Annotated in this window: 28 protein-coding genes; 15 read left to right on the top strand and 13 right to left on the bottom strand. The window is 69.1% G+C overall.

All coding sequences use genetic code 11. The features are described 5' to 3' along the window. Positions 1-77 precede the first annotated feature (77 nt). From DD542_RS20830 to DD542_RS20795, 7 genes are all read left to right on the top strand, one after another. Complete coding sequence (locus DD542_RS20830) at positions 78-728, top strand: LysE family transporter (RefSeq protein ID WP_127806921.1); 651 nt, start codon at positions 78-80, stop codon at positions 726-728. After that, the gene (locus DD542_RS20825; protein ID WP_066160411.1) at positions 725-1,687 is read left to right on the top strand and encodes a DMT family transporter; all 963 of its coding nucleotides are present in this window, start codon (positions 725-727) and stop codon (positions 1,685-1,687) included. The genes DD542_RS20830 and DD542_RS20825 overlap by 4 nt, the downstream gene beginning before the upstream one ends. Next, complete coding sequence (locus DD542_RS20820) at positions 1,684-2,859, top strand: PLP-dependent aminotransferase family protein (protein WP_066160413.1); 1,176 nt, start codon at positions 1,684-1,686, stop codon at positions 2,857-2,859. Before DD542_RS20825 ends, DD542_RS20820 begins: the two co-directional genes overlap by 4 nt. 88 nt (positions 2,860-2,947) lie before the next feature. After that, on the top strand, positions 2,948-3,565 hold the full coding sequence (locus DD542_RS20810) for a glutathione S-transferase (RefSeq protein ID WP_079365044.1): 618 nt from the start codon (positions 2,948-2,950) through the stop codon (positions 3,563-3,565). Between the two features lie 15 nt (positions 3,566-3,580). Beyond that, complete coding sequence (locus DD542_RS20805) at positions 3,581-4,456, top strand: PhzF family phenazine biosynthesis protein (protein WP_127806920.1); 876 nt, start codon at positions 3,581-3,583, stop codon at positions 4,454-4,456. Then, positions 4,453-5,157: a VOC family protein gene (locus DD542_RS20800; RefSeq protein ID WP_127806919.1), complete on the top strand. Its 705-nt coding sequence runs from the start codon at positions 4,453-4,455 to the stop codon at positions 5,155-5,157. Before DD542_RS20805 ends, DD542_RS20800 begins: the two co-directional genes overlap by 4 nt. Continuing rightward, positions 5,154-6,122, top strand: coding sequence for a threonine dehydratase (locus DD542_RS20795; protein ID WP_127806918.1), 969 nt, complete (start codon positions 5,154-5,156; stop codon positions 6,120-6,122). Before DD542_RS20800 ends, DD542_RS20795 begins: the two co-directional genes overlap by 4 nt. Positions 6,123-6,188: 66 nt before the next feature. Here DD542_RS20795 and DD542_RS20790 read toward each other — a convergent pair whose 3' ends face one another. After that, complete coding sequence (locus DD542_RS20790; protein ID WP_127806917.1) at positions 6,189-8,507, bottom strand: ATP-binding protein; 2,319 nt, start codon at positions 8,505-8,507, stop codon at positions 6,189-6,191. A 179-nt stretch (positions 8,508-8,686) separates the two neighbouring features. Between DD542_RS20790 and DD542_RS20785 the strand changes: the two genes are divergently transcribed. Next, positions 8,687-9,370, top strand: a complete 684-nt coding sequence (locus DD542_RS20785) for a histidine phosphatase family protein (protein ID WP_066160436.1) — start codon at positions 8,687-8,689, stop codon at positions 9,368-9,370. Here DD542_RS20785 and DD542_RS20780 read toward each other — a convergent pair whose 3' ends face one another. Both DD542_RS20780 and DD542_RS20775 read right to left on the bottom strand, forming a co-directional pair. Next, the gene (locus DD542_RS20780; RefSeq protein WP_127806916.1) at positions 9,371-10,204 is read right to left on the bottom strand and encodes a creatininase family protein; all 834 of its coding nucleotides are present in this window, start codon (positions 10,202-10,204) and stop codon (positions 9,371-9,373) included. 25 nt (positions 10,205-10,229) lie between these two features. Further along, on the bottom strand, positions 10,230-11,444 hold the full coding sequence (locus tag DD542_RS20775) for a cyclopropane-fatty-acyl-phospholipid synthase family protein (RefSeq protein ID WP_127806915.1): 1,215 nt from the start codon (positions 11,442-11,444) through the stop codon (positions 10,230-10,232). A gap of 121 nt (positions 11,445-11,565) precedes the next feature. Between DD542_RS20775 and DD542_RS20770 the strand changes: the two genes are divergently transcribed. Further along, a complete protein-coding gene (locus tag DD542_RS20770; protein WP_127806914.1) occupies positions 11,566-13,737 on the top strand; it encodes a thioredoxin family protein in 2,172 nt (723 codons plus the stop codon). A gap of 42 nt (positions 13,738-13,779) precedes the next feature. Then, positions 13,780-14,406 (top strand): thioredoxin family protein, encoded by a 627-nt coding sequence (locus DD542_RS20765; protein ID WP_127806913.1) that lies wholly within the window; start codon positions 13,780-13,782, stop codon positions 14,404-14,406. A gap of 16 nt (positions 14,407-14,422) precedes the next feature. Here DD542_RS20765 and DD542_RS20760 read toward each other — a convergent pair whose 3' ends face one another. From DD542_RS20760 to DD542_RS20745, 4 genes are all read right to left on the bottom strand, one after another. After that, the gene (locus DD542_RS20760; RefSeq protein ID WP_127806912.1) at positions 14,423-14,698 is read right to left on the bottom strand and encodes a DUF2164 domain-containing protein; all 276 of its coding nucleotides are present in this window, start codon (positions 14,696-14,698) and stop codon (positions 14,423-14,425) included. 9 nt (positions 14,699-14,707) lie between these two features. Next, entirely contained in the window at positions 14,708-15,190 is a 483-nt protein-coding gene (locus DD542_RS20755; protein ID WP_127806911.1) for a CYTH domain-containing protein, read from the bottom strand. A 15-nt stretch (positions 15,191-15,205) separates the two neighbouring features. Beyond that, a complete protein-coding gene (locus DD542_RS20750) occupies positions 15,206-15,418 on the bottom strand; it encodes a DUF4287 domain-containing protein (RefSeq protein ID WP_127806910.1) in 213 nt (70 codons plus the stop codon). Positions 15,419-15,480: 62 nt separating this feature from the next. Next, positions 15,481-15,744: a hypothetical protein gene (locus DD542_RS20745; protein ID WP_127806909.1), complete on the bottom strand. Its 264-nt coding sequence runs from the start codon at positions 15,742-15,744 to the stop codon at positions 15,481-15,483. Between the two features lie 114 nt (positions 15,745-15,858). On the opposite strand from DD542_RS20745, the gene DD542_RS20740 reads away from it, so the two are divergent. The 3 genes from DD542_RS20740 to DD542_RS20725 all read left to right on the top strand — a co-directional run bounded on the left by DD542_RS20740 (position 15,859) and on the right by DD542_RS20725 (position 17,741). Beyond that, the gene (locus tag DD542_RS20740) at positions 15,859-16,128 is read left to right on the top strand and encodes a hypothetical protein (RefSeq protein ID WP_127806908.1); all 270 of its coding nucleotides are present in this window, start codon (positions 15,859-15,861) and stop codon (positions 16,126-16,128) included. Then, positions 16,125-16,628, top strand: coding sequence for a hypothetical protein (locus DD542_RS20735; protein WP_127806907.1), 504 nt, complete (start codon positions 16,125-16,127; stop codon positions 16,626-16,628). Before DD542_RS20740 ends, DD542_RS20735 begins: the two co-directional genes overlap by 4 nt. Positions 16,629-17,537: 909 nt before the next feature. Then, the gene (locus tag DD542_RS20725) at positions 17,538-17,741 is read left to right on the top strand and encodes a hypothetical protein (RefSeq protein ID WP_127806905.1); all 204 of its coding nucleotides are present in this window, start codon (positions 17,538-17,540) and stop codon (positions 17,739-17,741) included. A gap of 249 nt (positions 17,742-17,990) precedes the next feature. On the opposite strand, the gene DD542_RS20720 is transcribed toward DD542_RS20725, so the two are convergent. Then, on the bottom strand, positions 17,991-18,608 hold the full coding sequence (locus DD542_RS20720; RefSeq protein WP_127806904.1) for a DUF2185 domain-containing protein: 618 nt from the start codon (positions 18,606-18,608) through the stop codon (positions 17,991-17,993). Positions 18,609-18,879: 271 nt separating this feature from the next. On the opposite strand from DD542_RS20720, the gene hemE reads away from it, so the two are divergent. Beyond that, entirely contained in the window at positions 18,880-19,977 is a 1,098-nt protein-coding gene (hemE, locus tag DD542_RS20715) for a uroporphyrinogen decarboxylase (protein WP_127806903.1), read from the top strand. A 390-nt stretch (positions 19,978-20,367) separates the two neighbouring features. Continuing rightward, on the top strand, positions 20,368-22,494 hold the full coding sequence (gene priA, locus DD542_RS20710) for a primosomal protein N' (protein ID WP_127806902.1): 2,127 nt from the start codon (positions 20,368-20,370) through the stop codon (positions 22,492-22,494). A 19-nt stretch (positions 22,495-22,513) separates the two neighbouring features. Here priA and DD542_RS20705 read toward each other — a convergent pair whose 3' ends face one another. From DD542_RS20705 to peaB, 5 genes are all read right to left on the bottom strand, one after another. Further along, positions 22,514-22,927 carry a response regulator gene (locus DD542_RS20705; RefSeq protein ID WP_127806901.1) on the bottom strand — a complete coding sequence of 138 codons (414 nt, stop codon included), beginning with the start codon at positions 22,925-22,927 and terminating at the stop codon, positions 22,514-22,516. After that, the gene (locus tag DD542_RS20700; protein WP_066160461.1) at positions 22,915-23,421 is read right to left on the bottom strand and encodes a GAF domain-containing protein; all 507 of its coding nucleotides are present in this window, start codon (positions 23,419-23,421) and stop codon (positions 22,915-22,917) included. Before DD542_RS20700 ends, DD542_RS20705 begins: the two co-directional genes overlap by 13 nt. Positions 23,422-23,545: 124 nt before the next feature. After that, positions 23,546-24,673, bottom strand: coding sequence for a quinohemoprotein amine dehydrogenase subunit beta (gene peaD / locus DD542_RS20695; RefSeq protein WP_127806900.1), 1,128 nt, complete (start codon positions 24,671-24,673; stop codon positions 23,546-23,548). A 20-nt stretch (positions 24,674-24,693) separates the two neighbouring features. After that, a complete protein-coding gene (qhpC, locus tag DD542_RS20690; protein WP_127806899.1) occupies positions 24,694-25,014 on the bottom strand; it encodes a quinohemoprotein amine dehydrogenase subunit gamma in 321 nt (106 codons plus the stop codon). Between the two features lies 1 nt (position 25,015). Next, positions 25,016-26,446: a quinohemoprotein amine dehydrogenase maturation protein gene (gene peaB, locus DD542_RS20685; protein ID WP_127806898.1), complete on the bottom strand. Its 1,431-nt coding sequence runs from the start codon at positions 26,444-26,446 to the stop codon at positions 25,016-25,018. Between the last annotated feature and the right edge of the window lie 7 nt (positions 26,447-26,453).

Below are 26,453 nucleotides of genomic sequence, written 5' to 3'. Positions count from 1 at the left end.
GGCCATCTGTATGGTTTGTGTATGGCCCACAAGGATAAAGTGCATTGCATGTCCCCACAAGTCCTCTCGGCGCAGCCATGACCGCCAGCGAGTTCAGCGCCCTGCTGGTGCTGGCCACGGCCACCAGCTTCACGCCCGGCCCCAACACCACGCTGTCCACGGCGCTGGCGGCCAACGGCGGCCTGCCGCGCGCGCTGCGCTTCATTGCTGCGGTGCCAGTGGGCTGGGGCCTGCTGTTCACTTTGTGCGCGGCCGGCGTCGGCTCGCTCGTGGTGGCGGTGCCGGCGCTGCGCTGGGCCATTCTGGTGGGTGGCACGGCTTACCTGCTGTGGCTGGCGCGGCGGCTGTGGGGCAGCCGCTCGCTCAGCTCGGTGGACAACTCGCGGCTGAACGTGGGCTTCTGGCAGGGCGTGGGCCTGCAGTTCCTCAACATCAAGGCCTGGATGCTGGCGCTGTCCATCGTCGCGGGCTGGATCGCCGGCCAGGCCGACGCCCCCCAGCGCTTCGTCTCGGTGCTGCCGGTGCTGCTGGCCTTCGCCTTCGTCAGCAACCTCAGCTACGCGCTGGTCGGCTCGCTGCTGCGCCACTGGCTGGCCGGGCCGGTGGTGAACGGCCAGCCCAGCGGCGCGCGCCTGCTGGTGTTCAACCGGCTGATGGCGCTGGCCCTGGTGCTGACCGCGGCCTGGATGCTGCTGGGTGGCGCGGGACTTCAAGGCAACGCAATATGAACCACAGCACGGCACTGCCTTCTGCCCGCATGAGCGACGCCACCCTCGGCCTCTGGCTGGGCCTGGTCGGCGTGGTGGTGTTCGCGCTCACCCTGCCGATGACGCGCCTGGCCACCGGCACCGCCGACGCGCCTCAGCTCTCGCCCTGGTTCGTGACCTGGGCACGTGCCGCGCTGGCGGGCGGCCTGTCGGCCGTCTACCTGCTGGCCACGCGTTCGCGCCTGCCGACGGCGGCCGAACGCGGGCCGCTGCTGCTCTCGCTGGCGGGCAACGCCATCGGCTACCCGCTGCTGCTGGGCTGGGCGCTGCGCCACGTCACGGCCAGCCACGCCGCCGTCATCACCGCCCTGCTGCCGCTGGCCACCGCCGCCGTGGCCGCCTGGCTGATGCACCAGCGCGCGCGCCTGGGTTTCTGGCTGTTTGCGGTGCTGGGCAGCGCGCTGGTGGCGGCCTACAGCCTGATCCGCGCCGCGCAGGCCGGTCACGGCTTCGGACTCACCTGGGCCGATGCGCTGCTGGTCGGCGCGGTGGCGGCCGCGGCACTGGGCTATGTGGGCGGCGCCAAGGTGACGCCCACGCTGGGCGCCGAGCGCGTGATCAGCTGGGTCTGCGTGATGGCCCTGCCGCTGACGGTGCCGGGCGCGCTGCTGACCTGGCCCGAACAGCCGATCGCCCTGTCGGCCTGGCTGGCGCTGGGTTATGTGGGCGTGTTTTCCATGTGGGCCGGCTTCTTCGCCTGGTTCCGCGGCCTGGCCCTGGGCGGCGCGCTGCGCGTGAGCCAGACCCAGCTGCTGCAACCCTTCGTCAGCATCCTGGCGGCCGTGCCACTGCTGGGAGAATCGCTGGACGCCATCACGCTGGGCTTTGCCCTGGCCGTGGTCGCCACCGTCTTCATGGGCCGGCGCATGGCCGCCCCCATACCCCGACAACCACCATCCCACCCGGAGAACCGCCCATGAGCGCCCACTGGACCCTCGCAAAACGCGCCCACAAGATGAACCCCTCGGTGATCCGCGAAATCCTCAAGGTCACCGAGAAGCCCGGCATCATCAGCTTTGCCGGCGGCCTGCCCTCGCCCAGGACCTTCCCGGTCCAGGCCTTCGCCTCCGCCTGCGACGCCGTGCTGAAAACCGACGGCGCCGCCGCGCTGCAGTACGCCGCCAGCGAGGGCCTGCCGGCTCTGCGCGAGTGGATCGCCGGCCAGCTGCCCTGGGACGTGAGCCCGGACCAGGTGCTCATCACCACCGGCAGCCAGCAGGGCCTGGACCTGGTGGCCAAGGTGCTGATCGACGAGGGCAGCACGGTGCTGGTCGAGACGCCCACCTACCTGGGCGCGCTGCAGGCCTTCACGCCGATGGAGCCCAAGATCGTCAGTGTGGACAGCGACGACGAGGGCATTGATGTGGCCGACCTGGCGAAGAAGGCGCCGGGCGCGCGCTTCCTCTACGTGCTGCCCAACTTCCAGAACCCCACCGGCCGCACCATGAGCGAGGCGCGCCGCCAGGCCCTGGTGGACGCCGCACAGGCCGCCGGCCTGCCGGTCATCGAAGACAACCCCTACGGCGACCTGTGGTTCGACCAGCCGCCCCCGAAGCCGCTGACCGCACGGAACCCCGAAGGCTGCATCTACCTGGGCTCGTTCTCGAAGGTGCTGGCCCCCGGCCTGCGCCTGGGCTACGTGGTGGCGCCCAAGGCCATCATGCCCAAGCTGCTGCAGGCCAAGCAGGCGGCCGACCTGCACAGCCCGACCTTCAACCAGCGCATGGTGGCCGAGGTGCTGAAGGACGGCTTCATCGACCGCCACGTGCCCACCATCCGTGCGCTCTACAAGCACCAGTGCGAGGTGATGCTGGACGCCCTGAAGAAGGACATGGCCGGGCTGGACGTGCAGTGGAACTCGCCCGTGGGCGGCATGTTCCTCTGGGCGCGGCTGCCCGAAGGTGTGGACGCGGTGGACCTGCTGCCCAAGGCCGTGGACAAGGGCGTGGCCTTCGTGCCCGGCGCCGCGTTCTACGCCGACCAGGGCGACCCGCGCACCATGCGCCTGTCCTTCGTGACGGCGAGCGAGGAGCAGATCCGCATCGGCATCCAGGCGCTGGCCGACGCCATCCGCGAAGCCGTCAAGGGCTGAAATGACCCCCACGCTCGCCACTTCGTGTGCTTCGCTGCCCCCCGAGGGGGCGTCAGTCGCCTTGGGGCGGCCCGGCGGAGACTGAGACATGCTGCGCATCTGGGGCCGGCTGAGTTCGATCAATGTGCGCAAGGTGGTGCTGTGCGCCCAGGTACTGGGCGTGCCATTCGAGCGCATTGATGCGGGGCTGAGCTACGGCGTGGTGAACACGCCGGACTACCGCGCCAAGAACCCCAACGGCCTGGTGCCGCTGCTGGAAGATGGTGACTTCACGCTCTGGGAATCGAACGCCATCGTGCGCTACCTGTTCGCCCGTGAGGCTTCGCCGCTCTACCCTCAGGACCTGCAGCGCCGCGCCGACGCCGAGCGCTGGATGGACTGGCAGCAGACCACGCTCAACCCGGCCGGCAGCCCCGGCTTCAAGCAGCTGATCCGCACGCCCGAGGCGCAGCGCGACCCGGCCGTGATCGCTGCGTCGGTGGCGGCCACCGAGCCGCTGTTCGCACAGCTGGACGAGCACCTGGCGCGCCAGCCCTTCATGGCCGGCGACGCGCTGACCATGGCCGACATCCCCATCGCCTGCGAGGTGCACCGCTGGTGGGGCCTGCCGCTGCCGCGCCCGGCCTGGCCGCACCTGGAGCGCTGGTACGCGCAGTGGCTGGCGCTGCCCGCCAGCCGCGGCGTGCTCGACCTGCCCCTGTCCTGATCCCGGAGAGCCTTCATGCAGCAACGCCCGTTCAAACAAGTCGACGTCTTCACCACCACGCCCTACCGCGGCAACCCGCTGGCCGTGGTGCTGGACGGCAGCGGCCTGTCGACCGAGCAGATGCAGCACTTCACGAACTGGACCAACCTGTCGGAGTGCACCTTCCTGCTGCCGCCCACGCCCGAAGGGGCCGCCGCCGGCGCCGACTACCGCGTGCGCATCTTCTGTCCGGGCCGTGAACTGCCGTTTGCCGGCCACCCCACGCTGGGCAGCTGCCACGCCTGGCTGGAAGCGGGCGGTGTGCCGCGCGGCGAGCACGTGGTGCAGGAATGTGGGGTGGGGCTGGTGAAGCTGCGCCGCGACGGAAACCGTCTGGCGTTTGCCGCACCGCCGCTGATCAAGAGCGGCCCGCTGGACGAGGCCGACGTGACGCTCATCGCCCGCGGCCTGGGCGTGGCGCGCGAGGACATCACCGCGCACGCCTGGTGTGACAACGGCCCCAACTGGCGCGGCGTGATGCTGCGCAGCGCCGAGCAGGTCCTGGCGCTCAAACCCGACACCACCGTGCTGGCCGGGCTGGACATCGGCGTCGTAGGCCCGCGCGGCAAGGTCGGCGTGGTCGGCCCGCAGGACGCGGGTGACACGCAGTTCGAGGTGCGCGCCTTCTTCCCGGGCAACAACGGCCTGGCCGAAGACCCGGTGACCGGCAGCCTGAACGCGGCCCTGGCGCAGTGGCTGATCGGCGCCGGCCTGGCCCCGGATCGCTACGTGGCGGCCCAGGGCACGGCGCTGGCGCGCGAAGGCCGCGTGCACATCAAACGCGCCGCGGACGGCACGGTCTGGGTCGGCGGCGCCAGCGTCACCTGCATCGCCGGCACGGTGCAGCTGTGAACCAGGCCAGCAGGGCCGGCATCGACCACCTGGTGGTGGCCGCGCCGTCGCTGGCCGAGGGCGTGGCCTGGTGCGAAGCGACGCTGGGCTTGACGCCCGGACCCGGCGGCGCCCACGCGCTGTTCGGCACGCACAACCGGCTGCTGCGCCTGCACAGCACGGTGCACCCCAAGGCCTATCTCGAAATCATCGCCATCGATCCGGCGGCCACACCCACCCGGCCGCCCCCGCTGCGGCGCTGGTTCGACCTCGACGACCCGGCCCTGCGCGAGCGCCTGCGGCGCGAGGGGCCGCAGCTGATCCACTGGGTGGCCAGCGTGCCCGACATCGATGCCGCCTGTGCGCGGCTGCGCGCCCTGGGCATCGAGCGCGGCCCCGTCATCGACGCCTCGCGCCCCACGCCGCAGGGACTGCTGCGCTGGCGCATCACCGTGCGCGACGACGGCCAGCGCCTGTTCGGCGGTGCGCTGCCCACGCTGATCCAGTGGGGCGACACGCACCCGGCCGACGGCATGACCGGCGCCGACCTGGGGCTGCAGGGTCTGACGCTGCAGCACCCCGACGCCGGGCGCCTGACCGCTGCACTGACTGCCATCGGGCTGGACGGCGTGGCCGTGCACACTGGCCCGGCCGGTCTGCGGGCCGACCTCACCACCGCCGATGACCAACCCCTGGTCCTGAACCCGAGCACACCCGCATGAACCTGCCCACCCTCACCGACATCGAAGCCGCCGCCCAGGTGGTCTACCGCAGCTTCCCGCCCACGCCGCAATACCGCTGGGGCCTGCTGAGCGAACGGCTGGGCACCGGCTGCTGGCTCAAGCACGAGAACCACACACCGGTGGGCGCGTTCAAGATCCGGGGCGGACTGACCTACTTCGACCAGCTGCAACAGCGCGGCGAACGGCCGCGCGAAGTGATCAGCGCCACGCGCGGCAACCATGGCCAGAGCATCGGCTGGGCGGCGCGCGAACATGGTGTGGCCTGCACCATCGTCGTGCCGCACGGCAACTCGGTGGAGAAGAACGCGGCCATGCGCGCGCTGGGCGTGCAGCTGGTCGAACACGGCAGCGACTTCCAGGAAAGCCGCGAGCACGCCATGCGGCTGGCGGCCGAGCGCGGCGCGCACATGGTGCCCAGCTTCCACCGCGACCTGCTGCGCGGCGTGAGCACCTACTGGTGGGAATTCTTCAAGGCCGTGCCGCAGCTCGACGTGGTCTATGTGCCCATCGGCCAGGGCTCGGGCGCGTGTTCGGCCATTGCGGCGAAACAGGCGCTGGGCCACCGCGCGCGCATCGTCGGCGTGGTCAGCGCGCACGCCACCACCTACGCCGACTCGATCGCGGCCGGCCGGGTGGTGGAAGCGCCGGTGACGACGCAGCTGGCCGACGGCATGGCCTGCCGCGTGGCCGACGCCGAGGCGCTGGCCGTCCTCGCGCCGGCGCTGGACCACATCGTGCAGGTGACGGACGACGAAGTGGCCCAGGCCATGCGCGCGGTCTTCGCCGACACCCACAACGTCGCCGAAGGCGCGGGCGCCGCCGCGCTGGCCGCGGCCCTGCAGGAAAAAGAAACGCTGAGCGGCCTGAACGTCGGCCTCAGCCTCAGCGGCGGCAACGTCGACAGCGCCATCTTCGCCAAAGTCCTGTCCGGCGCAAGTGCCTGATGCAAGGATGCGGTGGAACCGGCTCCGCCGGGCCGCTGCTGTTGCCCCCTGGGGGGTGACCCGCCGTCAGGCGGGGCGCGGGGGGGACACGAGCCGTGCCACAACCTCGCAGAAGGCCTCCACCGCGTCGGTCTTGAACACCACTTCGGTCACGCCGGCCGCCGCCGCTTCGGCCTGCAACTCGTCGCTGATGTAGCCCGATGCCACCGCCACCGGCAGTTCAGGATTGATCGCCAGCACCTCGCGCGCCACATCGACGCCCGACATGCCCGGCATGTTGTAGTCCGTCATCAGCAGCTGGAAGCCCTGCGGCTGGGCCCGCACCGCGTCGATCGCCTCCTGCTGGTCGCAGACCGCCGTGACCTTGTAGCCCCGGCGCTCCAGCAGCCGGCGCACCAGGAACACCAGGGTGTCGTCGTCGTCCAGGTAGAGGATGTGGGCAGGTGCGGCGCTGGGGTCGTCGGACATGGCTGGGGGCTCCACTGAAAAGGGTGCGGGCGGAGACGGCTCGCCGCCGGGGATGGGAGCCATTGTGCCGCCATCCGCGAAGACCACTTCCGGTACCGATTCGGGGGCCGGCGGCTTGTCGGCGGTGGCCGGGAAATACAGGGTGAAGGTGGAGCCCTCGCCCGCCCGGCTCTCGACCGTGATCGCACCGCCGTGGGCCTCGACAATGCCCAGCACCATCGGCAGCCCCAGCCCCGTGCCCTGGCCCACGCGCTTGGTGGTGAAGAAGGGCTCGAAGATGCGCGCGCGCGTGGCGTCGTCCATGCCGCAGCCGTTGTCGCTCACGGCGATGCGGACCGCACCCAAGCCACTGCGCCGGCACGGCTCCAGCAAAGCTGGCGGCAGCGCCGGGTCGTCCGGCCCGACGGTGTCGATCCGGAACCCGATCCGGCCCGGCTGCCCTTGCAGCGCATGCACCGCGTTGGTCCCCAGGTTGAGCAGCACCTGCCCCAGCCGGGTCGCGTCGGCGAGGATGGCCGGGCCGTTCGGCGCCACCTCCTTGACCAGCTGGACGTTGGAGCCGATGGCGGTGCGCAGCAGGCTGCAGGTTTCGGTGACGATGGCGTCGGGACAGACCGGTGTGCGCGCCAGCGGCTGCTGGCGGCTGAAAGCCAGGATCTGGCGCACCAGTTCGCGCCCGCGCCGCGCCGCACTGCTGATTTCGTGCAGGCTCTGCCGCGCCGGATGGCCCGTTGGTAGATCCTGGCGTGCCAGGTCGGCGTTGCCCAGGATGGCGGCCAGGATGTTGTTGAAGTCGTGCGCCACGCCACCGGCCAGCGTGCCCAGCGCCTCCATCTTCTGCGACTGCGCCAGCTGCTGCTCCAGGGCCCGCTGCTGCTGCTGCATCTGGCGCAGCGCCGTGATGTCGACGAAGGTGAAGACCACGTGGCGCAGGCCGCCCAGCACGTCGTTCTCCGGGTAGGCGTTGCACAGCGCCCAGCGGATTTCGCCTGCGATGTGGATGCCCACCACCACATCAGACACGGACTGCCCGGTCGCCAGCACGCGCTCGAACGGCATTTCGTGTCGTGGCAGTCGCTGCCCGTCGGGGCCCAGCAGGGGCCAGACACCGGTCGCAGGCGGTTGCCCGCCCTCCGGCCAGTCCAGGAAGCGACGGGTCGCGGCATTGATCCGGGCCACGGACCGATCAGGTCTCAGCACCAGCACCCCGGCGCCCAGGTTGTCGACCAGCGCACGCGACTCGGCATCCCGTTCGGCTATGGTCTGCCGGGCACTCTGCGCCTCCTGACGCATGCGCAGCGACACCAGCGCGCCGTAGATCATCACGCGCACCAGCTTGGTCATCAGAAACAGCATGAGGAACGTCGGCCCCACCTGGTCGAGCGGACTCAGGTGGGCGGCCATCCACAACAGCATGGACACCAGCACCAGGGCCTCGAAGGCGGAGAGCGCCGTCAGCGCCCGGAACTCCGGCGGCGCCCGCCGCAGCCCCACGCGCACCAGGTCGCGCAGCGACAGCAGGCTCAGCATCAGGCCGGAGCCGACATAGAGCATCTGCAGCAAGGCCGCCGGCTGTGGGCGGAAGGATGCGGCCAGCAGCGCGACCAGCAGCCCCGCGGAAGACACGCCGACGAACTTCAGCGGCAGATCCCAGCGCAGGTAGCTGCGCAGACCGACCCAGGCGAAAGCGTTGGCAACGAACATCAGCAGCCCTGCCATCGCGCCCATCTGGGGCGACATGCCACCGGCGCGCGCCATCAGCGCCAGCGAGCCTGCAATCGACACCACCGAGCCCAGGGACCACCAGCCCGGGCCGCCCATGGCCGGGTAGCGCCGCATGAGCGCCCAGAACGCAAACGCGATCAGCACCTCCAGCAGGAGGCGCATCAGCAGCAGGGTTGCGAGATCAGGCGTCATGCGCCGGGTCGGAAACTGGCATCGGCCCATTGGATCACGGCGCCGCACGGCCGGGTCCGGGCAAAACGCACAAAAAAGGCCGCCATTTAAGGGTTGTGCCGACCGGCGTGGCGCCTGCGCGACCCGCAGTCGCTGCGGGGACAAAGTCCGGGAGCGGGCTGCGCCCAGAATCCCGCCCCATGGGAACCCTCTACCTCGTGCGCCACGGCCAGGCCTCCTTCGGAGCCGCCGACTACGACCAGCTCAGCGACCTGGGCCAGCGCCAGAGCGAGCGCCTGGGCCGCTACTGGGCCGAGCGCGGGCTGCGCTTCGACGCCGTCATCACCGGCACGCTGCGCCGCCACGCCCAGACCTGGGCCGGCATCGCGCGCGGCGCCGGGCTCGACCTGCCGCCCACCGAATGGCCGGGGCTCAACGAGTACGACAGCGGCGCGGTGATCCGCGCCATCCTGCCGCGCGGACAGGACCAGGCGCTGGGCGATCCGCACAGCCCCGAGGGCTACAAGGCGCATTTCCGGCTGCTGCGCGACGGCCTGCGCCAGTGGATGGCCGGCACCATCAGCCCCGAGGGCATGCCCGCCTACACCGATTTCGTGCACGGCGTCACCAGCGCGCTGGAGCATGTGCGCGCGCACCACGCGGGGCAGAACGTGCTGCTGGTCTCCAGCGGCGGACCGATTGCGACCGCCGTGGGCCATGTGCTGGGCCTGAGCCCGGACGCCACCATCGACCTGAACATGCGCATCCGCAACAGCGCGGTGACCGAGTTCCAGTTCAACCCCAAGCGCCACCACCTGCTGACCTACAACACGCTGCCGCACCTGGACAGCCTGGCCTACAAGGACTGGATTTCCTACGCCTGATCAGGCGAACGCGGTCTGCTCGCGCAGGGTGTCGGGCGGCAGTTGGTCGATCTCCGCCAGCGCCTGGGCCAGCGCCCGGCCGGCCGCGTCCAGCAGCGCGCGGCCCTTCTCGGCCGTGGCCGCCGCCGCATTGCCCACGGCGCCCTGCGGGTTGTAGTCCTGCATCATCCAGCCGAGCTTGGCGCTGCGGCCGTTGCCCAGCGTGGCGAACCGCTCGGCCCGGTCCTGGGAGGTTGAACGAAAGTACTCGGCCTTGTCCATGCGCACGAGGTCCGGCCGCAGCGCCAGCATCATCGAGGTCTCGATCTCGCCGGCGTGGATGCCGAAGCGGTGTTCGTCGGCGCTGAACAGCGCATTCACGTCGTTGCCGGCCGCGTCGTGCAGCGGCAGGTTGAACCAGCTGATGCTGTAGACCAGCATGCCCAGCCGCGCGCGCAGGTCGCGCGCCACCAGGTCCAGCGCGCCCACCTGGCCACCGTGGCTGTTGAGCAGCACCAGCTTCTTCACGCCGCTGGCGGCCACCGCCTCGCCGATCTCGGTCCAGACACGCACCAGGGTGTCGGCCTTGAGTGTCAGCGTGCCGGCAAAGCGCGTGTGTTCGGGCGAGAAGCCGATGGCCTGGGTCGGCAGGAACAGCGCCGGCAGATCGGCCGGCAGGTGCGGCAGCGCCGCCGCCACCACGCCGTCCACGATGTCCGTGTCCACCGACAGCGGCAGGTGCGGCCCGTGCTGCTCGGTGGCGGCCACCGGCAGCACCGCGATGGCGCGCTCGCGGTTCAGCGCGGCGAAGTCGGCGGTGGACAGGTCGGACCAGTGGCGGATCGGGGCGTTCATGTGCCGGAGTGTAGGCCCGCGGATTTCAGGGGTACATCCAGCGCCGCGACCAGGGCAGGCCCTGCGCCGACTGGCCCGCCGGCCGGCACAGCACTTGGTAGAGCGCGACCTCGTCGTGCTCGAAGGCCCAGGCGCAGCCGGCCAGGTAGATGCGCCAGATGCGCCAGCGCGTCTCGTCCACCAGCGGCCGGACCTGCGCCGCGTGCGCTTCGAAGGCCTCGCTCCACAGCTGCGTGGTGCGCTGGTAGTGGCGGCGCAGGTTCTCCACGTCCAGCGCCTCCAGCCCGCCTTCCTGCAGGGTGCGCAGCACGGTGCCGATGTGCGGCAGCTCGCCGCGCGGGAACACGTAGCGGTGGATGAACTGGCCGCCGCCGTGACGCGTCTCGCCGTCGTGCGCGTCGGTGCTGGTGATGCCGTGGTTCATGGCCCAGCCGTCGGGTTTGAGCAGTTCGCGGATGCGGCCGAAGTACGCGGCCAGATGGTCCAGCCCCACGTGCTCGAACATGCCCACGCTGGTGATGCGGTCGAACGGCCCGTCGGCCACGTCGCGGTAGTCCTGCAGCCGGATCTCGACCCGGTCCTGCAGCCCGGCGGCGCGCACCCGCTCGGTCGCCAGGTCGAACTGGTTCTGCGACAGCGTCACGCCCACGCAGCGCGCACCGAAGCGCTGCGCCGCCCGCAGCACCAGCGCACCCCAGCCGCAGCCGATGTCCAGCAGGCGCTGGCCCGGCGCCAGCCGGATCTTGCGCAGGATGTGGTCGATCTTCTTCTCCTGCGCCTGCTCCAGCGTCTCGTCGCCCTGCTCGAAGTAGGCGCACGAATAGACCATGCCCTCGCCCAGCCAGGGGCGGTAGAAGTCGTTGGACACGTCGTAGTGGTACTGGATCGCCTCGCTGTCGCTCTCGCGCGTGTGGCCGAAGCGGCGGCGGATGCGGCCGAGCAGGCCGGTGGTGGGCTGGGCGCTGGCCGCCAGCCCATGGGCCACCTCGACAATGTCTGACAAGCGCCCGTCCACATCGACCAGGCCTTCGACATAGGCCTGGCCCAGGGTGTCCAGCCCGGGCTCGATCAGCAGCGGCCAGGCCGCCGCCCCGCGCACCCGGACCTCGACCGTCGGCGCCTCGCCCAGCGCGACCGCCGACGCACCGTCCGCCCCCCAGCGCAGGCGCACCGGCACGTTGGCCTCGCGCCGCACCCGCTCGGCCCAGCTCTGCAGTGCCCGCTCCATCATCGAACCCATGGCGCATCTCCCGTGAGAACAACGCCCGGGTTGTAACATTTGCCGGCCGCTGCCGCACCCCTTTGAGGAACTTGGCGCGCCCGGCGCCCTCCTACCTCGGCGCCCTTCCACCCCACTCCCCATGCGTTCACTGCCTGCTGTCCTCGCCCTCCTGCTGCTGCCCCTGGCGGGCTTCGCCCAGAACCTGCTCGGCGGCGACGCCACCGTGGTCAAGACCGACCAGGTGCGCGCCGAGCTGCTGGCCCACGCGCCCGAAGGCGCCGCGCCGGGCGCCAAGGTCTGGGTCGGCCTGCAGCTTACCCACGCGCCCGAGTGGCACACCTACTGGAAGAACTCCGGCGATTCCGGCCTGCCGACCGAGCTGCAGTGGACCCTGCCGCCTGGCGTGACCGCGGGTGAGATTGCCTGGCCGACGCCGCGCAAGTTCCCCATCGGCCCGCTGGCCAACTACGGCTACAACGGCACGGTGCTGCTGCCGGTGCCGCTGACCGTCTCGCCCGACTTCCAGGGCCAGCAGCTGGACGTGAAGCTGCAGGCGGCGTGGCTGGTCTGCCGCAAGGAGTGCATCCCCGAAGAAGGCCAGTTCTCGCTGCGCATCCCGGTGATGGGCTCGACCGGGCTGAACGGCGCCGCTTTCGACGCCGCCTTCAACGCCGCGCCCAGAGACCAGGCCGCCGCCACCAGCGCGCTGGCGCCAGAAGCCGGCTTCCTGAACGTCTCGCTCGACACCCTGCCCGCCGCCTGGAAAGGCCAGAAGCTGGAGTTCTACCCAGAGCCCACCGGCCTGATCGACCCCGGTGCGCCCTGGACCCAGGCCTGGGACGGCGCGCGCTGGACCGCGAAGCTGCCGCTTTCGGCCCAGCGCGGCGACAGCCCGTCCGAAGTCGCCCTGGTGGTGGCGCAGGCCGACGCGCCCGGCGAAGGCCCGGGCCTGGCCGGCGTGCGCATGACGGTGCCGGTGCAGGGCGCCTGGCCGCCGGTGGCGGCCCTGCCGGCGGCCGGCGTCTCGCCCGCATTGCAGGCCGCGCTGGACGCCAACTCCGCCCGCGCCGCCGCACCGGCGTCCGGCGCCTCCGTGCTCACGCTGGGCGCCGCGCTGCTGGGCGCGCTGATCGGCGGCTTGATCCTCAACCTCATGCCCTGCGTGTTCCCGGTGCTGGCGATCAAGGTGCTGGCATTCGCCAAACACGCCGACGACCGGGCCGCCCACCGCCGCTCCGGCCTGGCCTACACCGCCGGCGTGGTGGTCTCCTTCCTCGCGCTGGGCGGCCTGCTGCTGGCGCTGCGCGCGGCCGGCGAACAGCTGGGCTGGGGCTTCCAGCTGCAGAGCCCGGCCGTGGTGGCGGGGCTGGCGGTGCTGTTCACGCTGATCGGCCTGAACCTGGCCGGCCTGTTCGAATTCGGCAGCGTGCTGCCCTCCGGCCTGGCCAGCCTGCAAGCGAAGAACCCGACCGCCGACGCCTTCCTGACCGGCGTGCTGGCCGTCGCCGTGGCCTCGCCCTGCACCGCACCGTTCATGGGCGCCTCGCTCGGCCTGGCCGCCACGCTGCCCGCCGCGCAGGCGCTGGCGGTGTTCGGCGTGCTCGGCCTGGGCATGGCCCTGCCCTACCTGGCCGCGAGCTGGTGGCCCGCCATCGCACGCGCGCTGCCCCGCCCCGGCGCCTGGATGGAGCGTTTCCGCCAGTTCATGGCCTTCCCGATGTTCGCCACCGTGGTCTGGCTGCTCTGGGTGCTGGGCCAGCAGAGCGGCATCGACGGCGCGGCCGCGCTGCTGATGCTGCTGCTGGCGCTGGCGCTGCTGGTCTGGTCGCTCGGGCTGTCGGGCAGGGGGCGTGTGGTGCTGGGTGGCCTGTCGGCCGCGGCCCTGGTCTGGATGGGCGTGGCCGTCGGCCCGAACGTGACCCGGCTGCAGGACAGTGGCCCGGCCGCCGTGGCCGAGACCGGCGTGCAGGGCGTGAGCTGGCAGCCCTGGAGCCCCGAGAAGCTGACCGCGCTGCAGGCCGAGGGCCGGCCGGTGTTCGTCGACTTCACCGCCGCCTGGTGCGTCACCTGCCAGTTCAACAAGCGCAACGCCCTGGCCGACGAGGGCCTGCTGCAGGACATGGCCGCAAAGAACGTCGCCCTGCTGCGCGCCGACTGGACGCGGCGCGACCCGGCCGTGACCGCCGCGCTGGCGCAGCTGGGCCGCAACGGCGTGCCGGTGTACGCGATCTACAAGAACGGCCAGCCACCCGTGGTGCTGACCGAGGTGCTGAGCGTGGGGGAGGTTCGAACCGTGCTGCAGGGGCTCTGACCCCGCAGCGTCGCCGTTTCAATCACCGACCGGAGATTCACGATGCAACGACGCCCCTTCATCACCAGCCTCGCCGCCCTGGGCTCCGCCGCCCTGCTGCCCCGTCTGGCCCAGGCCGCCGCCGCGGTGGGCCAGCCGGCGCCCGATTTCCGCCTCGCCGACACCGCCGGCCAGGCCGTCAGCCTGTCGCAGTTCAAGGGCAAGCTGGTGGTGCTCGAATGGAACAACCCGGGCTGCCCCTTCGTGCGCAAGCACTACAACGGCAACATGCAGTCGCTGCAGAAGGACTTCACCCAGAAGGGCGTGGTCTGGCTGGCGGTCAACTCGACCGAAACCCAGAGCGGCGACTACCTCGAACCCGAGCAGCTGGCGCGCTGGATGCGCAACAAGGGCGCCAGCCCCACGGCCACGCTGATGGACCCGGACGGCAAGGCCGGCGCCGCCTTCGGCGCCCGCGTCACGCCGCACATGTACATCGTTAATGCGCAGGGCCTGCTGGTCTACGCGGGCGGCATCGACAGCATCCCGTCGGCGCGCGAGTCCGACATCCAGAAGGCCACCAACCACGTGCGCCAGGGCCTGACCGAGCTGCTCGCGGGCCAGCCGGTCAGCGTCGCCTCCAGCCAGGCCTACGGCTGCAGCATCAAGTACAAGAGCGGCGCGGCCTGAGCCCCGCCCGCGGCGCTCACTTCTTCCCGCGGGCGCCGCGCTCGTACTTGCGCCAGTAGGCGAACTCGTCCTCGTGGACCTCCAGGTCCAGCTCGGACACGCGCTGCTGCAGCCGCTCCTGCACGTCGGCCACGGCCTTGTTGTAGACCACCGGGCCGATCTCTTCGAGAAAGAAACCCAGCAGGCCACCGGCGGCGATGTTGCCGATGGGCTCGTCCATGTGTTCGCGGAAGTAGCGCTCGATGGACTGGATGGCCTGGGTGCGCTGGTCCTTGGGCAGTTCGATGGGCATCGGTCTCTTTCAGTCGCGGGCGCCCGCCGCACCGCACCATTGGCTGAACGGGTGGGTGGCCAGGTTGGAGTTGAAATAGCGGTGATCGTGCGTCACCTCCTCGCCCACCCAGGGCGGCAGGTCGACGGCCTGGTCCTCGCTCGCCAGCTCCACCTCGGCCACCACCAGCCCCGCGTTGTCGCCCAGGAACTCGTCCACCTCCCACAGCAGGCCGCCGAAGGCCACGCGGTGGCGGACCTTGTCGATCAGCGGCCCGTCGCACAGGCCCAGCAGGGCCTCGGCGTCGGCCAGTGGGACCGGGTACTCGAACTCGGCGCGACTGGCCCCGGTCGTCGCACCCTTGATGGTCAGGAACGACTGCGGCCCGGCGATGCGCACCCGCACCGTGCGCGCCTTGTCGCGGTTGAGGTAGCCCTGCACGATGCGCCGGCCGTCGGGGCTGCGCCAGGCGGTGCCGGTGACGAGGAATTTGCGTTCGATTTCGGTGGGCATGGACGTATTCGGGGGTTACTTCTTCTGGGCCAGGTGCCAGGCCACCAGCGCGTTGGCGTGCCCATGGCCCATGGCGTGATCGGCCTTGAGCAGCGCCACCAGCTCCATGTGCTTGCGATCCCCCGCCTGGGCGAGGATTTTCATCCAGTGTTCGACGGGCTGGCCGTACTTCTTCTCGATGGAAGGAAAGTACGAGGCCGGGCCCTTGACGCTTGCTTCGTTGGCCATCGCTTGCTCCTGTGGGTGGTTGTCAGACACGACGAACGGTGCGCCCTCTTTTCGACAACGTTCTAGAACCCGCACGCCAGGCACTCCCACAGGCCGGGCGCCACCTCGCAGCGGTACTCGGCCTTCCAGAGGTGCGGATCGTTGGTCTTCTCGAACCGCACCCCCGGCACCAACGGGTACCTGCGCTGGAACGGCCGGTCCAGCAGCACCAACATGCTGCAATGCGGAGGCCATTCGGACGCATCACGGACCTGGTTGCCGCGGGCCAGCTCGGCCTGGAGGATCAGCTGCAGCGGGCTGGAGAAGTGCACAGTCGGCTTCTTCATGGCCGCATCATGCCCGACGCCCCCCAGTCGCAGACGGTGCTTTCGGTCACCCGCCGGTACCATCAGGCGCAGGTCGGTTGCCACCCACCCGAAAGGACAGGAATGAACCCGTGCGTGCCGGAACCAGCTGCTGACGCCACTTTCGACGTAGCAGAACTCTTCGTCGGCGACGACGACGGCCTGCTCTGGCTCACCCTGGGCTTCGCATCCCCCGCTGAGCCGCTCGACGTGCTGCACATCGTGTGCGGGAAAACCGCCACCGGCCTCGCCGACGAAGACGCGCTGTACCTGGAGCGCACCGACCAGGACCTGGCCTGCAGCGGGCAGGTGCTGGCCCTGACGGCCTGCATTGCCGTGCACGAGACGGATGGAGACCCTGCATGACCCAGGCGTGCAGCAACTGGACCGAGTTTCTGGCGACGACGCGTTTCGAGTCGCTCGTGCGCGACCTGTCACGGCAGACCCTCGCCGCCGCCAGCGACGCCTGGCCCGACCGAACGCCCTGGGCCGGCTTCGCCTTCAACTGCAGTTCCGCCTGGGGCTTCCTGAGCGTCAGCCTCACCCGCAGCCCGGCGCGTGCCGCCATGCAGCCGCCCGACTGGGAGCACGAGGCCGCGGAGTCCGAACTTGCACCGATGGCAGCCCTGTGGTGCGAGCGCTATGAACCGGTTCGCCTGTGCTACGAGCAGAACCGCGCGACCCAGGCCGATTTCCCGCCTGCCTTCCTGCACAGTCTGCGCTGCGTGATGGTGCAGCTGGAGAGCGAGGGACTCTTCATGCCCTTCCCCGGCATCCGCCTGCTGGTGACCGAGGTCGACGCCGACACCGAAGCGGAAGACGCGGCGCTGGCCCAGGTGCGGCGCGAACTGGACTCTGGCTGCTGACCGGCCTTGGCAGCACCGTGAATGCCAGCCCCTGTGATCTTGAGAGCACTCGCATCGCCCCGCTCAATGGGCAAAGCGCCTCATCTCTCAACGTCGTAATAGAACCCGTCCGCGGCCGAGCGATCCCTGCCTTGCAACAGCGCATGAACCAATCGCGGATTGCGAAACAGGTACCAGTCGCCAAACATATCGAACTTCCGGCACGAGGTGATGATTCCGTCCCGCCAGAGAGTGCCGTGGCGCAGGCCTTTTGTCTGGCCATGCCGCTTGAGATGGCTCCCGGTTTGACGCGACTGTCGGCATCCACCGTGATGACGTAGGGCGCGGTCGACGCCCGTACGGCAGCGTTCCTTACGGAGGCAATGCACTTGGCGTCTTCGACCACGCAGCGCGCACCAAGGCGCTCGGCAATGTCGCGCGTACGGTCTGTGCATCTGTTCAGCACCACAACCACCTCGATCGAGGTGGCAGCACGGCGAGCAGCGTCCTGACCGCTCTGGATGCACGCACCGAGGAACTTCTCTTCGTCGTGCGCAGAAATCGCGACAGAAATGGTGGGCAACATGATGTTCATCGTCGGAGCTGAACCGACCACGCGGGCAAACCGCACCAGAAAACGGCTGGCTGCAAACGCGGTTTGGTTCGAGGCGGGGGTGGGAAATTCGAGGGTACTTCCATCGAGACGTCCGGTTGGGAGCAGGTCAATCTCGCCAGCTTGAGCCCTTCGATTTACTTGCACGGCAAAAGATGAGGACACCCCCATTTTTGAACGCCATTTCGCCCTTTTGAGTCGCGCAGATGTGCCGAAGATGCAGGTGTGCCTTTGCAGAGCGGCCGAGGGCATCGAGACCGGATCAAAGCAGTTCTGGTTCAGCGATTGGACATAGTCGCTCGGAAGTGGAGTACGTCATGATGACTCAACTCAACACCCAGGCGCATCAGCTGCGGTTTGCCTCGCTCTTCGACCCTGGTCGCGGGATCACCATCCCGTGCGACGCCAGCGGCGAAGTGCAGATGGACGACCTGTCTGACCGTATGCGGAATGCCTACCTCGGCGCACGCGCGCTGGTCGGACGGGAGTACGCGTATCCCGTAGTCGAGACGCTGCACTGACCAGGTCTTTGCCGACGACAGCGTGGGCGGGCCAACCAGGCTCATCCCACAACGCGTTACGCCGATAGCTCTTCCGGCAGCTGGCCTGCCGCTCGCAGCGTGTAGCGATGCGGTGACATAGATTCTTGTGGCGCCACGGACCACCAACGAGTCCACAACAGATGCCGGATATCCGACTGCAGATGCTTTTCCCCAAGGTCTCCAATCGGTCAGGCTCTTGCCGTTTAGGGGGAGTCCAAATATAAAAAGTTAGGCCTCACCGGGCAGCGGCACAAACATGTTCTTCTTGGCGTCCCATGCAAACGACGTTCCAGAAGGTGAGTCCAAGAGATGGACGAACGAGTCGTCGTGTGAGAGCACAAGGCCGATCGAAACATATGCGATGTTGTCGGTGTTTTCCATGTACTCGTCGGATTCATCATTCGCGGTGAACCGCCAGCCGCTATCGCGTTCTTCGTCCGGCTCTTCGCGATACAAGTAGCCGACCTTTGCTTCGTCTCGAAGAATCCGGTTCGTTACGAAGCAGCGTTTCCCGTAGCGTTCGACGAGGTTGTCGTCGTCATCGTGCTCGGTGTTAATGATGTGGGACGCGTTGAACGAAATCGGGTCGTCGAGCTTTAGGTCCTTGATCCAACGTGGCTCGTTGTTCAGCCGACCTTTGAACGTACCGTCTGGTCCGACAGAGTCGACCAGAACCCACATTCGCTCACCTCCCGGGGCATCCGGGTCTTCGCTGTCGAACTTGAAGATCAGCTTGACCACCTCTCCAGACTGGACCTTGGCGATCAGTTCACGTGGAGGCTTGTAGAAGGTGTACTTGTGCGCGGCAGCAAGTGCATCGGCGTCTTCCAGGTGCCAGGTGGGCATAGAGCAATGCTGTGTTCGTGAGGCCTAACGAATGAAAGGGACTTCCCCGTCCCGGGTGATCCGCGCAGTTGCGGGGTACGGCATCCAAGTGCCCCGATGGGAAGTACGAACTCTCATCAACTCACTCGTTTGTTGGAAGGGGAAGTCCATAGCCATCGTATCCGTTGGCATCGATCTGGCAAAGAACGACGCGGCGGGTGGCGCAAACCGGGCGCCAGGCCCACGCGGGATAATCCCCGCTTCCTCCTGAAGCCCCGCACCGGACACCCCCATGAGCTTTGCCCCCCTGCAGAACGACACCTTTTTGCGCGCCTGCCTGCGCCGATCGACCGACCACACGCCGGTGTGGCTGATGCGCCAGGCCGGGCGCTACCTGCCCGAGTACTGCGCCACGCGCGCCAAGGCGGGTTCGTTCATGGGGCTGGCCACCAACGTGGACTACGCGACCGAGGTGACGCTGCAGCCGCTGGAGCGCTACGCGCTGGACGCGGCCATCCTGTTTTCCGACATCCTCACCGTGCCGGACGCGATGGGCCTGGGCCTGTCGTTCGCGCAGGGCGAGGGCCCGAAGTTCGCGCGCAACGTGCGCACCGAGGCCGACGTGGACACGCTGGCCGTGCCGGATATGGACAAGCTGCGCTATGTGTTCGACGCGGTCACCAGCATCCGCAAGGCGCTGAACGGCCGGGTGCCGCTGATCGGCTTTTCGGGCAGCCCCTGGACGCTGGCCTGCTACATGGTCGAGGGTGGCGGTTCGGACGACTACCGCGCGGTCAAGAGCCTGATGTACAGCCGCCCGGACCTGATGCACCGCATCCTGGCGATCAACGCCGATTCGGTGGCGGCCTACCTGAACGCGCAGATCGACGCCGGCGCGCAGGCGGTGATGATCTTTGACAGCTGGGGTGGTGTGCTGGCCGACGGCAAGTTCCAGGACTTTTCGCTGGCCTACACGAAGCGCGTGCTGGCGCAGCTCAAGCGCACCGACGCCGCCGGCACCGTCATTCCGCGCATCGTCTTCACCAAGGGCGGCGGCCTGTGGCTGGACGACATGAAGGGTCTGGACTGCGAGGCGCTGGGCCTGGACTGGACGGTGAACCTGGCCAAGGCACGCGCCGCGGTGGGCGACAGCAAGGCGCTGCAGGGCAACATCGACCCCAACGTGCTGTTCGCCCCGCCCGAGGCGATCGAGCGCGAAGTGGCGGCGGTGCTGGAGAGCTTCGGCACGCCGCACCAGGGCGCCGGCACGGGCCCGACGCACATCTTCAACCTGGGCCACGGCATCAGCCAGTTCACCCCGCCGGAGCATGTGAAGGTGCTGGTGGACGCGGTGCACGCGCATTCGAAGCGCCTGCGCGCGCGGTCTTAAGACTCCATCGGCCCGGAAGCCGCGCCGGGCCTAGCGGAGCGCCACCGCCACCCCGTGTCAAGCCACCCGGCGCAAATTTTTCTCAGAAACAGCGCTTGACAGGCCTTGGTTATGCACAAATTTTTTGCTGCGGTGCAGAAGGTACATTGCATCACCATTGCCCACTACCCCGGAGGGGTTGGTTTTGCAAGTTATTGATTTCATTGAGCTTTGTGGTTTGCCATTTTTACGGGCAGTTTAAGAAAGCCCTTGATTTACAAGGGTTCCCGCGCCTGCAAACACATCTATCAACAAAGTTATCCACAGAAAATCTGGACAGCTGTGGAAGCCTTGACAAATCAATGACTTACCCGGCTTTTCGACAGTTCAACTGAGGAAAAAGCGCCAAATATGCCTACTTGGTCCAGCGTGGTCGTTGCGACCCCTGCCCACAGCGGTCTGGGGCCGGCGCTGAGTTACCGAAGTGAGTTGTCGCTCGCGCCGGGAACGCTGGTGCGTGTGCCGCTGGGCGCGCGCGAGGTGCTGGGTGTGGTGTGGAACGGGCCGGACGGGCCGCCGCCGGGGCTGGACCCGGCGCAGGCAAAGTCGGTGATCGGGGCGCTGGAAGGGCTGCCGCCGCTGAGCGCCGCTTGGCAACAATTGGTTGCATTTTCGGCGCGCTACTACCAGCGCAGCCTGGGCGAGGTGGCGCTGGCGGCGCTGCCGCCGCAACTGCGCGAGCTGGACGCGGTGCAGCTGGCGCGGCGGCTCAAGCGCCGGGCCAACACCGCGGCCCCGGCCGACCGGGTCGGTGGCGCCGCGGCGGCGGTGCCGCCTTCCAGCGAGGAACAGGCTGCGGTACTGGCGGCGCTGCCGACGGCGACCGAGCCGGTGCTGCTCTACGGAGCCACCGGCAGCGGCAAGACCGAGGTCTACCTGCGCGCGACCGAAGACGCGCTGGCGCAGGCCGCGCCCGACGGCGAACCGCCGACCCAGGTGCTGGTGATGGTGCCGGAGATCAACCTCACGCCGCAGCTTGAAGCCCGCTTCCGCGAACGTTTTGCCCCGCTCTATGGCGAGGGTGCGGTGGTGTCCATGCACAGCGGCATGACGCCGGCGCAGCGGCTGGCGAGCTGGCTGGCGGCGCACAGCGGGCAGGCGCGCATCGTGCTGGGCACGCGCATGGCGGTGTTCGCCTCCATGCCCGGGCTGCGCCTGATCGTGGTCGACGAAGAACACGACCCGAGCTACAAGAGCCAGGACGGCGCGCGCTATTCGGCGCGCGACCTGGCGGTGTACCGCGCCAAGGTGGAGAGCGAGGCGCTGGCGGCCAAAGGCCAGCGCTGCCAGGTGATCCTGGGTTCGGCCACACCCTCTCTGGAGAGCTGGCACGCCGCGGACCAGGGGCGCTACAAGCGGCTGGAGATGCCGGCGCGCATCGGCGGCGGCGCCCTGCCCCGGCTGCGGCTGGTGGACATGAACCACCAGCCCAAGGGGGCCAGCATCGCGCCGCCGCTGCTGGCGGCGATGGAAGCGCGCATCGCGCGCGGCGAGCAGTGCCTGGTGCTGCTCAACCGCCGCGGCTACGCGCCGGTGCTCTCGTGCGACGCCTGCGCCTGGAAAAGCCAGTGCCCGCACTGCAGCGCCTTCCGCGTGTTCCACAAGCTCGACCGCACGCTGCGCTGCCACCACTGCGGCTTCAGTTCGCGCGTGCCGCGGTCCTGCCCCGATTGCGGCAACCTGGACATCGCGCCGGTGGGCCGCGGCACGGAACAGATCGAGGAACAGCTGGCCGGTCTGCTCTCGGACGTGAAGCGCCCCGACGGCCAGATGGCGAAGGTGGCGCGCATGGACGCCGACACGACGCGGCTCAAGGGCAGCCTGGAGCAGCAGCTGGCCGCCCTGCACAGCGGCGAGGTGGACGTGCTGGTGGGCACGCAGATGGTGGCCAAGGGCCACGACTTCCGGCGCATCACCCTGGTGGCCAGCATCAACGCCGACGCGGCCCTGTTCGCCAGCGACTACCGCGCGCCCGAGCGGCTGTTTGCGCTGCTGATGCAGGCGGCGGGGCGGGCCGGGCGCGACGCGGCGCAGTCCGGCGCCAGCGAGATGTGGGTGCAGACCTGGCACCCGGAGCACGCGCTGTTCGCATCGCTGCGCAAATACGACTTCCCCGGCTTTGCGGCCACCCAGCTGGCCGAGCGCGAGGCCGCGGGCATGCCGCCCTTCGGCGCCCAGGCGCTGCTGCGCGCCGATGCGCGCACGCAGGAGGCGGCCCAGGCCTTCCTCAACGCCGCCGCCGAGGCCGCCGAGGGCCTGCCGCACCGAGACGAGGTGACGCTCTACCCCGCGGTGCCGCTGACCATCCAGCGTGTGGCGAACGTCGAGCGCGCGCAGCTGCTGGTGGAAAGCGCCTCGCGCGCGGCGCTGCAGCGCTTCCTCGCGGCCTGGCAGCCGCTGCTGCTGGACGGCCGCAGCGTGCCGGGTGCGCGCGGGCTGCTGCGCTTCGCGGTGGACGTGGACCCGCTGGTGATATGAAGCCCCCGCGCTGCGTGCCTCAGCCGGGCACCGTGGCCGCGGCCAGCAAAGCCTCCACCGTGGCGATCAGATCGCGGATCTTGAACGGCTTGAGCAGCAGGCGCCGGATGCGCAGTTCCTTGAGCCGTGCGGCCATGGTGGCGTCGATGCCGGACGCTGTCATGGCCACCGGCATGTCGGCCGAGCAGACGAACGATCCCTCACGCAGACGGGTGAGCAGGTCAAGGCCCGACCCGCAGTCCGACAGCGACACGATGCTGGCCTGCAGCGAATCGTCCACCAGGAGCTTCGTCGCCAGGTCGCAGCTGCCCGCCTGAATGACGTGGGCCAGCTGAAGTTCGCGGCAGACGGACGCCACCGTCCCCCGGACCAGACCGTCCGGCTCGACCAGCAGGATGCGTGGCAACCGGCGGACGCCGATCAGGGTTGGCATGGTGCGGCCTCCTGGCGGAGCATTTCTTCCACCACGAGGTCGCGCAGGGACCCCAGAATGGACTGGTCCACCGGGTCCATCTGGCGCGGCCGGGTGTCCATCACGCACAGGGTGCCGAGCGCCACGCCATAGGGCATGCGCAGCACCGCCCCGGCGTAGAAGCGGATCCAGGGCTTGTTGACCACCAGCGGGTTGTCGTGGAAGCGCTCGTCCTTCAGCGCATCCGGCACCACCAGGATGTTGCGCTCCAGGATGGCGTGGCCGCAGAAGGAGATGTCCCTGGGCGTTTCCCGGTCCTCGATGCCGAAGTTCGACTTGAACCACTGCCGGTCCCGGTCCACCAGGGACACCAGGGCCATGGGCATGTCGAACTCCCGCATGGCGAACTGCGTGATGCGGTCGAACCGCTCCTCCGAGGGCGTGTCCAGGATGAGCAGCTTGCGCAGCGCCTTCAGTCGCTGGCTGTCGTACTCGGGAATGGGGGCCAGGATCATGGTTTTCTCCCAGGGCAGATGTACGCCCTTTGTGTTGCATCTCGGCAGACACGGCAGAAAACTTGAATCACAACCACCGCCGGGTGGTCGTGATCCTGGTCCACGGGTCCTGGTGGCCCCGTCCCTAGCGCGTGAAGGTCTGCGGCGCCGCGGCCCCCATGTCGCCGCCCGGCAGCGCGAGCGTGCTCAGCGGCTTGAGATCGGCCGCGTCGTACACCGCGAGGTTGTTCCAGGTGCCGCCCAGGTACACCTTGCTGCCGTCCCGGTTCATCGAGACGGTGTAGTGCGAGTGCGGAATCTCGGCAGCCTTGAGCAGCTTCTTCTGCCGGATGTCGTACTTGGCGAGCCGGTTGAGCACGCCGTACATCAGGTTCGGGTCCTTGGGCGAGCGCACGCCGGTGAAGTAGATCTCGGTGAAGGGCCCGAAGTCGCGCGTCTCGGTCTGGCCGGTCTTGAGGTTGACGTTGAAGTAGCCGTAGATCCAGTCGGCCGTGGCCGGGTCGTCGGTCTTGCCCTTGAACTTCGCCGTGGTGTAGAGGATGGTGAAGTCGTCGTTGGCGTTGCGCAGCGGCCAGACGCTCAACACGTCGGGCTGGGCGTAGCGTGCGCGCTTCCAGTTGCGCGACGGGATGGCGACGGTGTGCTGGCCGGTCTGTGGGTCGAACTTGTAGATGTCCGGCCCGACCATGTAGAGCGAACCGTCGTGGCCGGTGGCCATCACGGTCACCTGGCGCGGCGCCGGCATGGTGCGCAGCGGTTGGGCGCCCTCGCCGGCCAGCGCGTCGTAGACCGCCAGCCGCGGCTGGCCGACGCGGTAGTGGTCGGGATGGAGCGTGGTCGGCGTCTGGATGACGTAGAGCTGCTTGCTGTCGTTGCTCAGCGAGAGCGCGAACAGCGCCTTGGCGCGCTCGTCGGCCTTCTGCGACATCCTGGCGCGGAACACCAGCTTGCAGCTGTCGAGCGCGATGCCGTGCACCTCGTCGAAGCGGTTGGTGATGAGGTAGGCCGTGGCCCGGTCGGGCGACATGACCAGGGTGGCGGGGCCGACCGAGCCGGGCACGGCGCAGGTCTTGTAGAGGCTGTCGGTCTTGAGGTCGACGACGTGCAGGTTGTCGGGGTAGTTGCCGACCACCAGGTACTCGTCGCCCGGAACCAGGGGCTTGTCGGTGTTGAGCGGCGCGGCGTGCACGGCGGCGGGCAAAGCGGCGGCCAGCGCGAGGGCCTGCCACGCGGGGGCAAAGGTCTTGTTCATGCGGGTTCTCCGGTGGCGGGTCACTCGTTGGGGAAGACGGAGCCGAGATTGCGCCAGTCGTCCTTGGTGCTGGCGGTCTGCTTGCCCCAGTCCGGGTAGGTGTTCATGGTGTCCGGCACCTGGGCCGGCCACCAGCAGGGATCGGCGCAGCCGTAGAGGTCGGCCTCCATGGGCTGGCACAGCGAGGCGACGCCGCCGAAGGCGTCGACCTCCCAGCCGGGGTCGAAGGTGGCGGTGCAGCCGGCCACGCTCTGCATGGCGACCACGTCCTCGACCTGGTTCTGTTCGGCCGCCTGGTCCAGCAGCTGGGCCTTCTGGTTGATGGCTTGGAGGTGTTTCATGTCAGTGCACCTTTCGCGGTGAGATGAAGCGGTCGATGAAGGACGGGTTCTTGGCCATGATTTCGCTGTAGACGCCGATGCCGAAGTCCACCCAGTCGCGCATGAGTTCGCAGTAGTGGTAGGTCGGGTGCACCGGGTCCTGGTAGCGGGCGTAGCTCTCGTGGTAGCAGCCGCCGGCGCAGAAGTTGCGGATGCGGCAGGTCTCGCAGCCGGTGCCGCTGCGGTCCAGCCGCTGGTCGAGGAAGGCGCCCAGGGCCTGCTTCTCGATGCCGGTCTTGACGTCGCCGAAGGTCGGCAGCGAGGAGCCGGTGAAGCGGTGGCAGAGGTTGAGGCCGCCTTCGTGGTCCACCGCCAGCATCTTCAGTCCTGCGCCGCAGGGCAGCGCCTTGCGCTGGCCTTCGTGCAGGTCGGTGATGAGCTGGTGCAGGTTGGAGAAGCCCGTGGTGCGGCCCTGCAGCGCTTCGGCGAGATACCGTTCGCCCAGCCGCTTGAAGCCGGCGAAGACCTCGTGCAACTCGTCGACCGAGAGGTTGAAGGTGTCGATGTCGCCCGAGGTGACGGGCGCAAAACCGACCTCCGCGAAACCCAGCTCGTTGAACAGGTGGTCCCAGATGCGCTCGACCTCGGTCGTGCCGTGCGTGAGCGTGACGCGGGCGCCGACGGGCCGCGCCTGGTAGCGGGCCAGCAGCTTGCGCGCCTTCTCGCTCACCGTGCGGTAGGTGCCCTTGCCGCCCACGGTGCGCCGGTTGCGGTCGTGGATCGCCTCGGGGCCGTCCATGCTGATCGAGAGGCCGAAGCGGTGCTCGTCCAGCCAGTCGACGATCTCGTCGGTCAGCAGCGTGGCGTTGGTGGTCATGACGAAGTCCACCTGCTTGCCCAGCTGGGCGAAGCGCGTCTCGCAGTAGTCCACCACCGCGCGGATCAGCTTGAGGTTGGACAGCGGCTCGCCGCCGAAGAACACCACACTGAAGCGTTTCTCGTGGGGCGACTCGGACAGCATCAGCTCGATCGACTGCTTCGCGGTTTCCAGCGACATGCGCCGGCCCTTGTCGGGCGTGTCGAGGTCTTCCTTGTAGCAGTAGGTGCAGCTGAGGTTGCAGCCGGTGTTGACGTTCAGCACCACGGTGTTGATCGCCAGGTTGCCCAGCGTGGTGACCGGTTTGGCCGCGGGCTTGGGGCGGCCGTCGCTCAGCAGGTCCAGCGTCAGCAGCTCGCCGACGGTCTCGCGCAGGTCCTGCTCGTCGAAGCGGCCGCGCAGTTGCTGCACCAGCTGGTCGGCCGAGAGGGATTCGGCGCGCACCCGTTCCAGCACGGTGTCGGTCATCTCGTCGATGCCGTACAGCGCGTTGGTCGGGATGTGCAGCATCATGGTGCGCTCGCCCACCCGCACCTTGTGCAGGTTGTGTTCGCGCAGGCTCAGGATCTCACTCATGTCGTGC

It is taken from the genome of Hydrogenophaga sp. NH-16 (assembly GCF_004006415.1).
GTDB classification, from domain to species: Bacteria; Pseudomonadota; Gammaproteobacteria; order Burkholderiales; family Burkholderiaceae_C; genus Hydrogenophaga; species Hydrogenophaga pseudoflava.
This window is presented reverse-complemented; position numbering and strand designations above follow the sequence as displayed.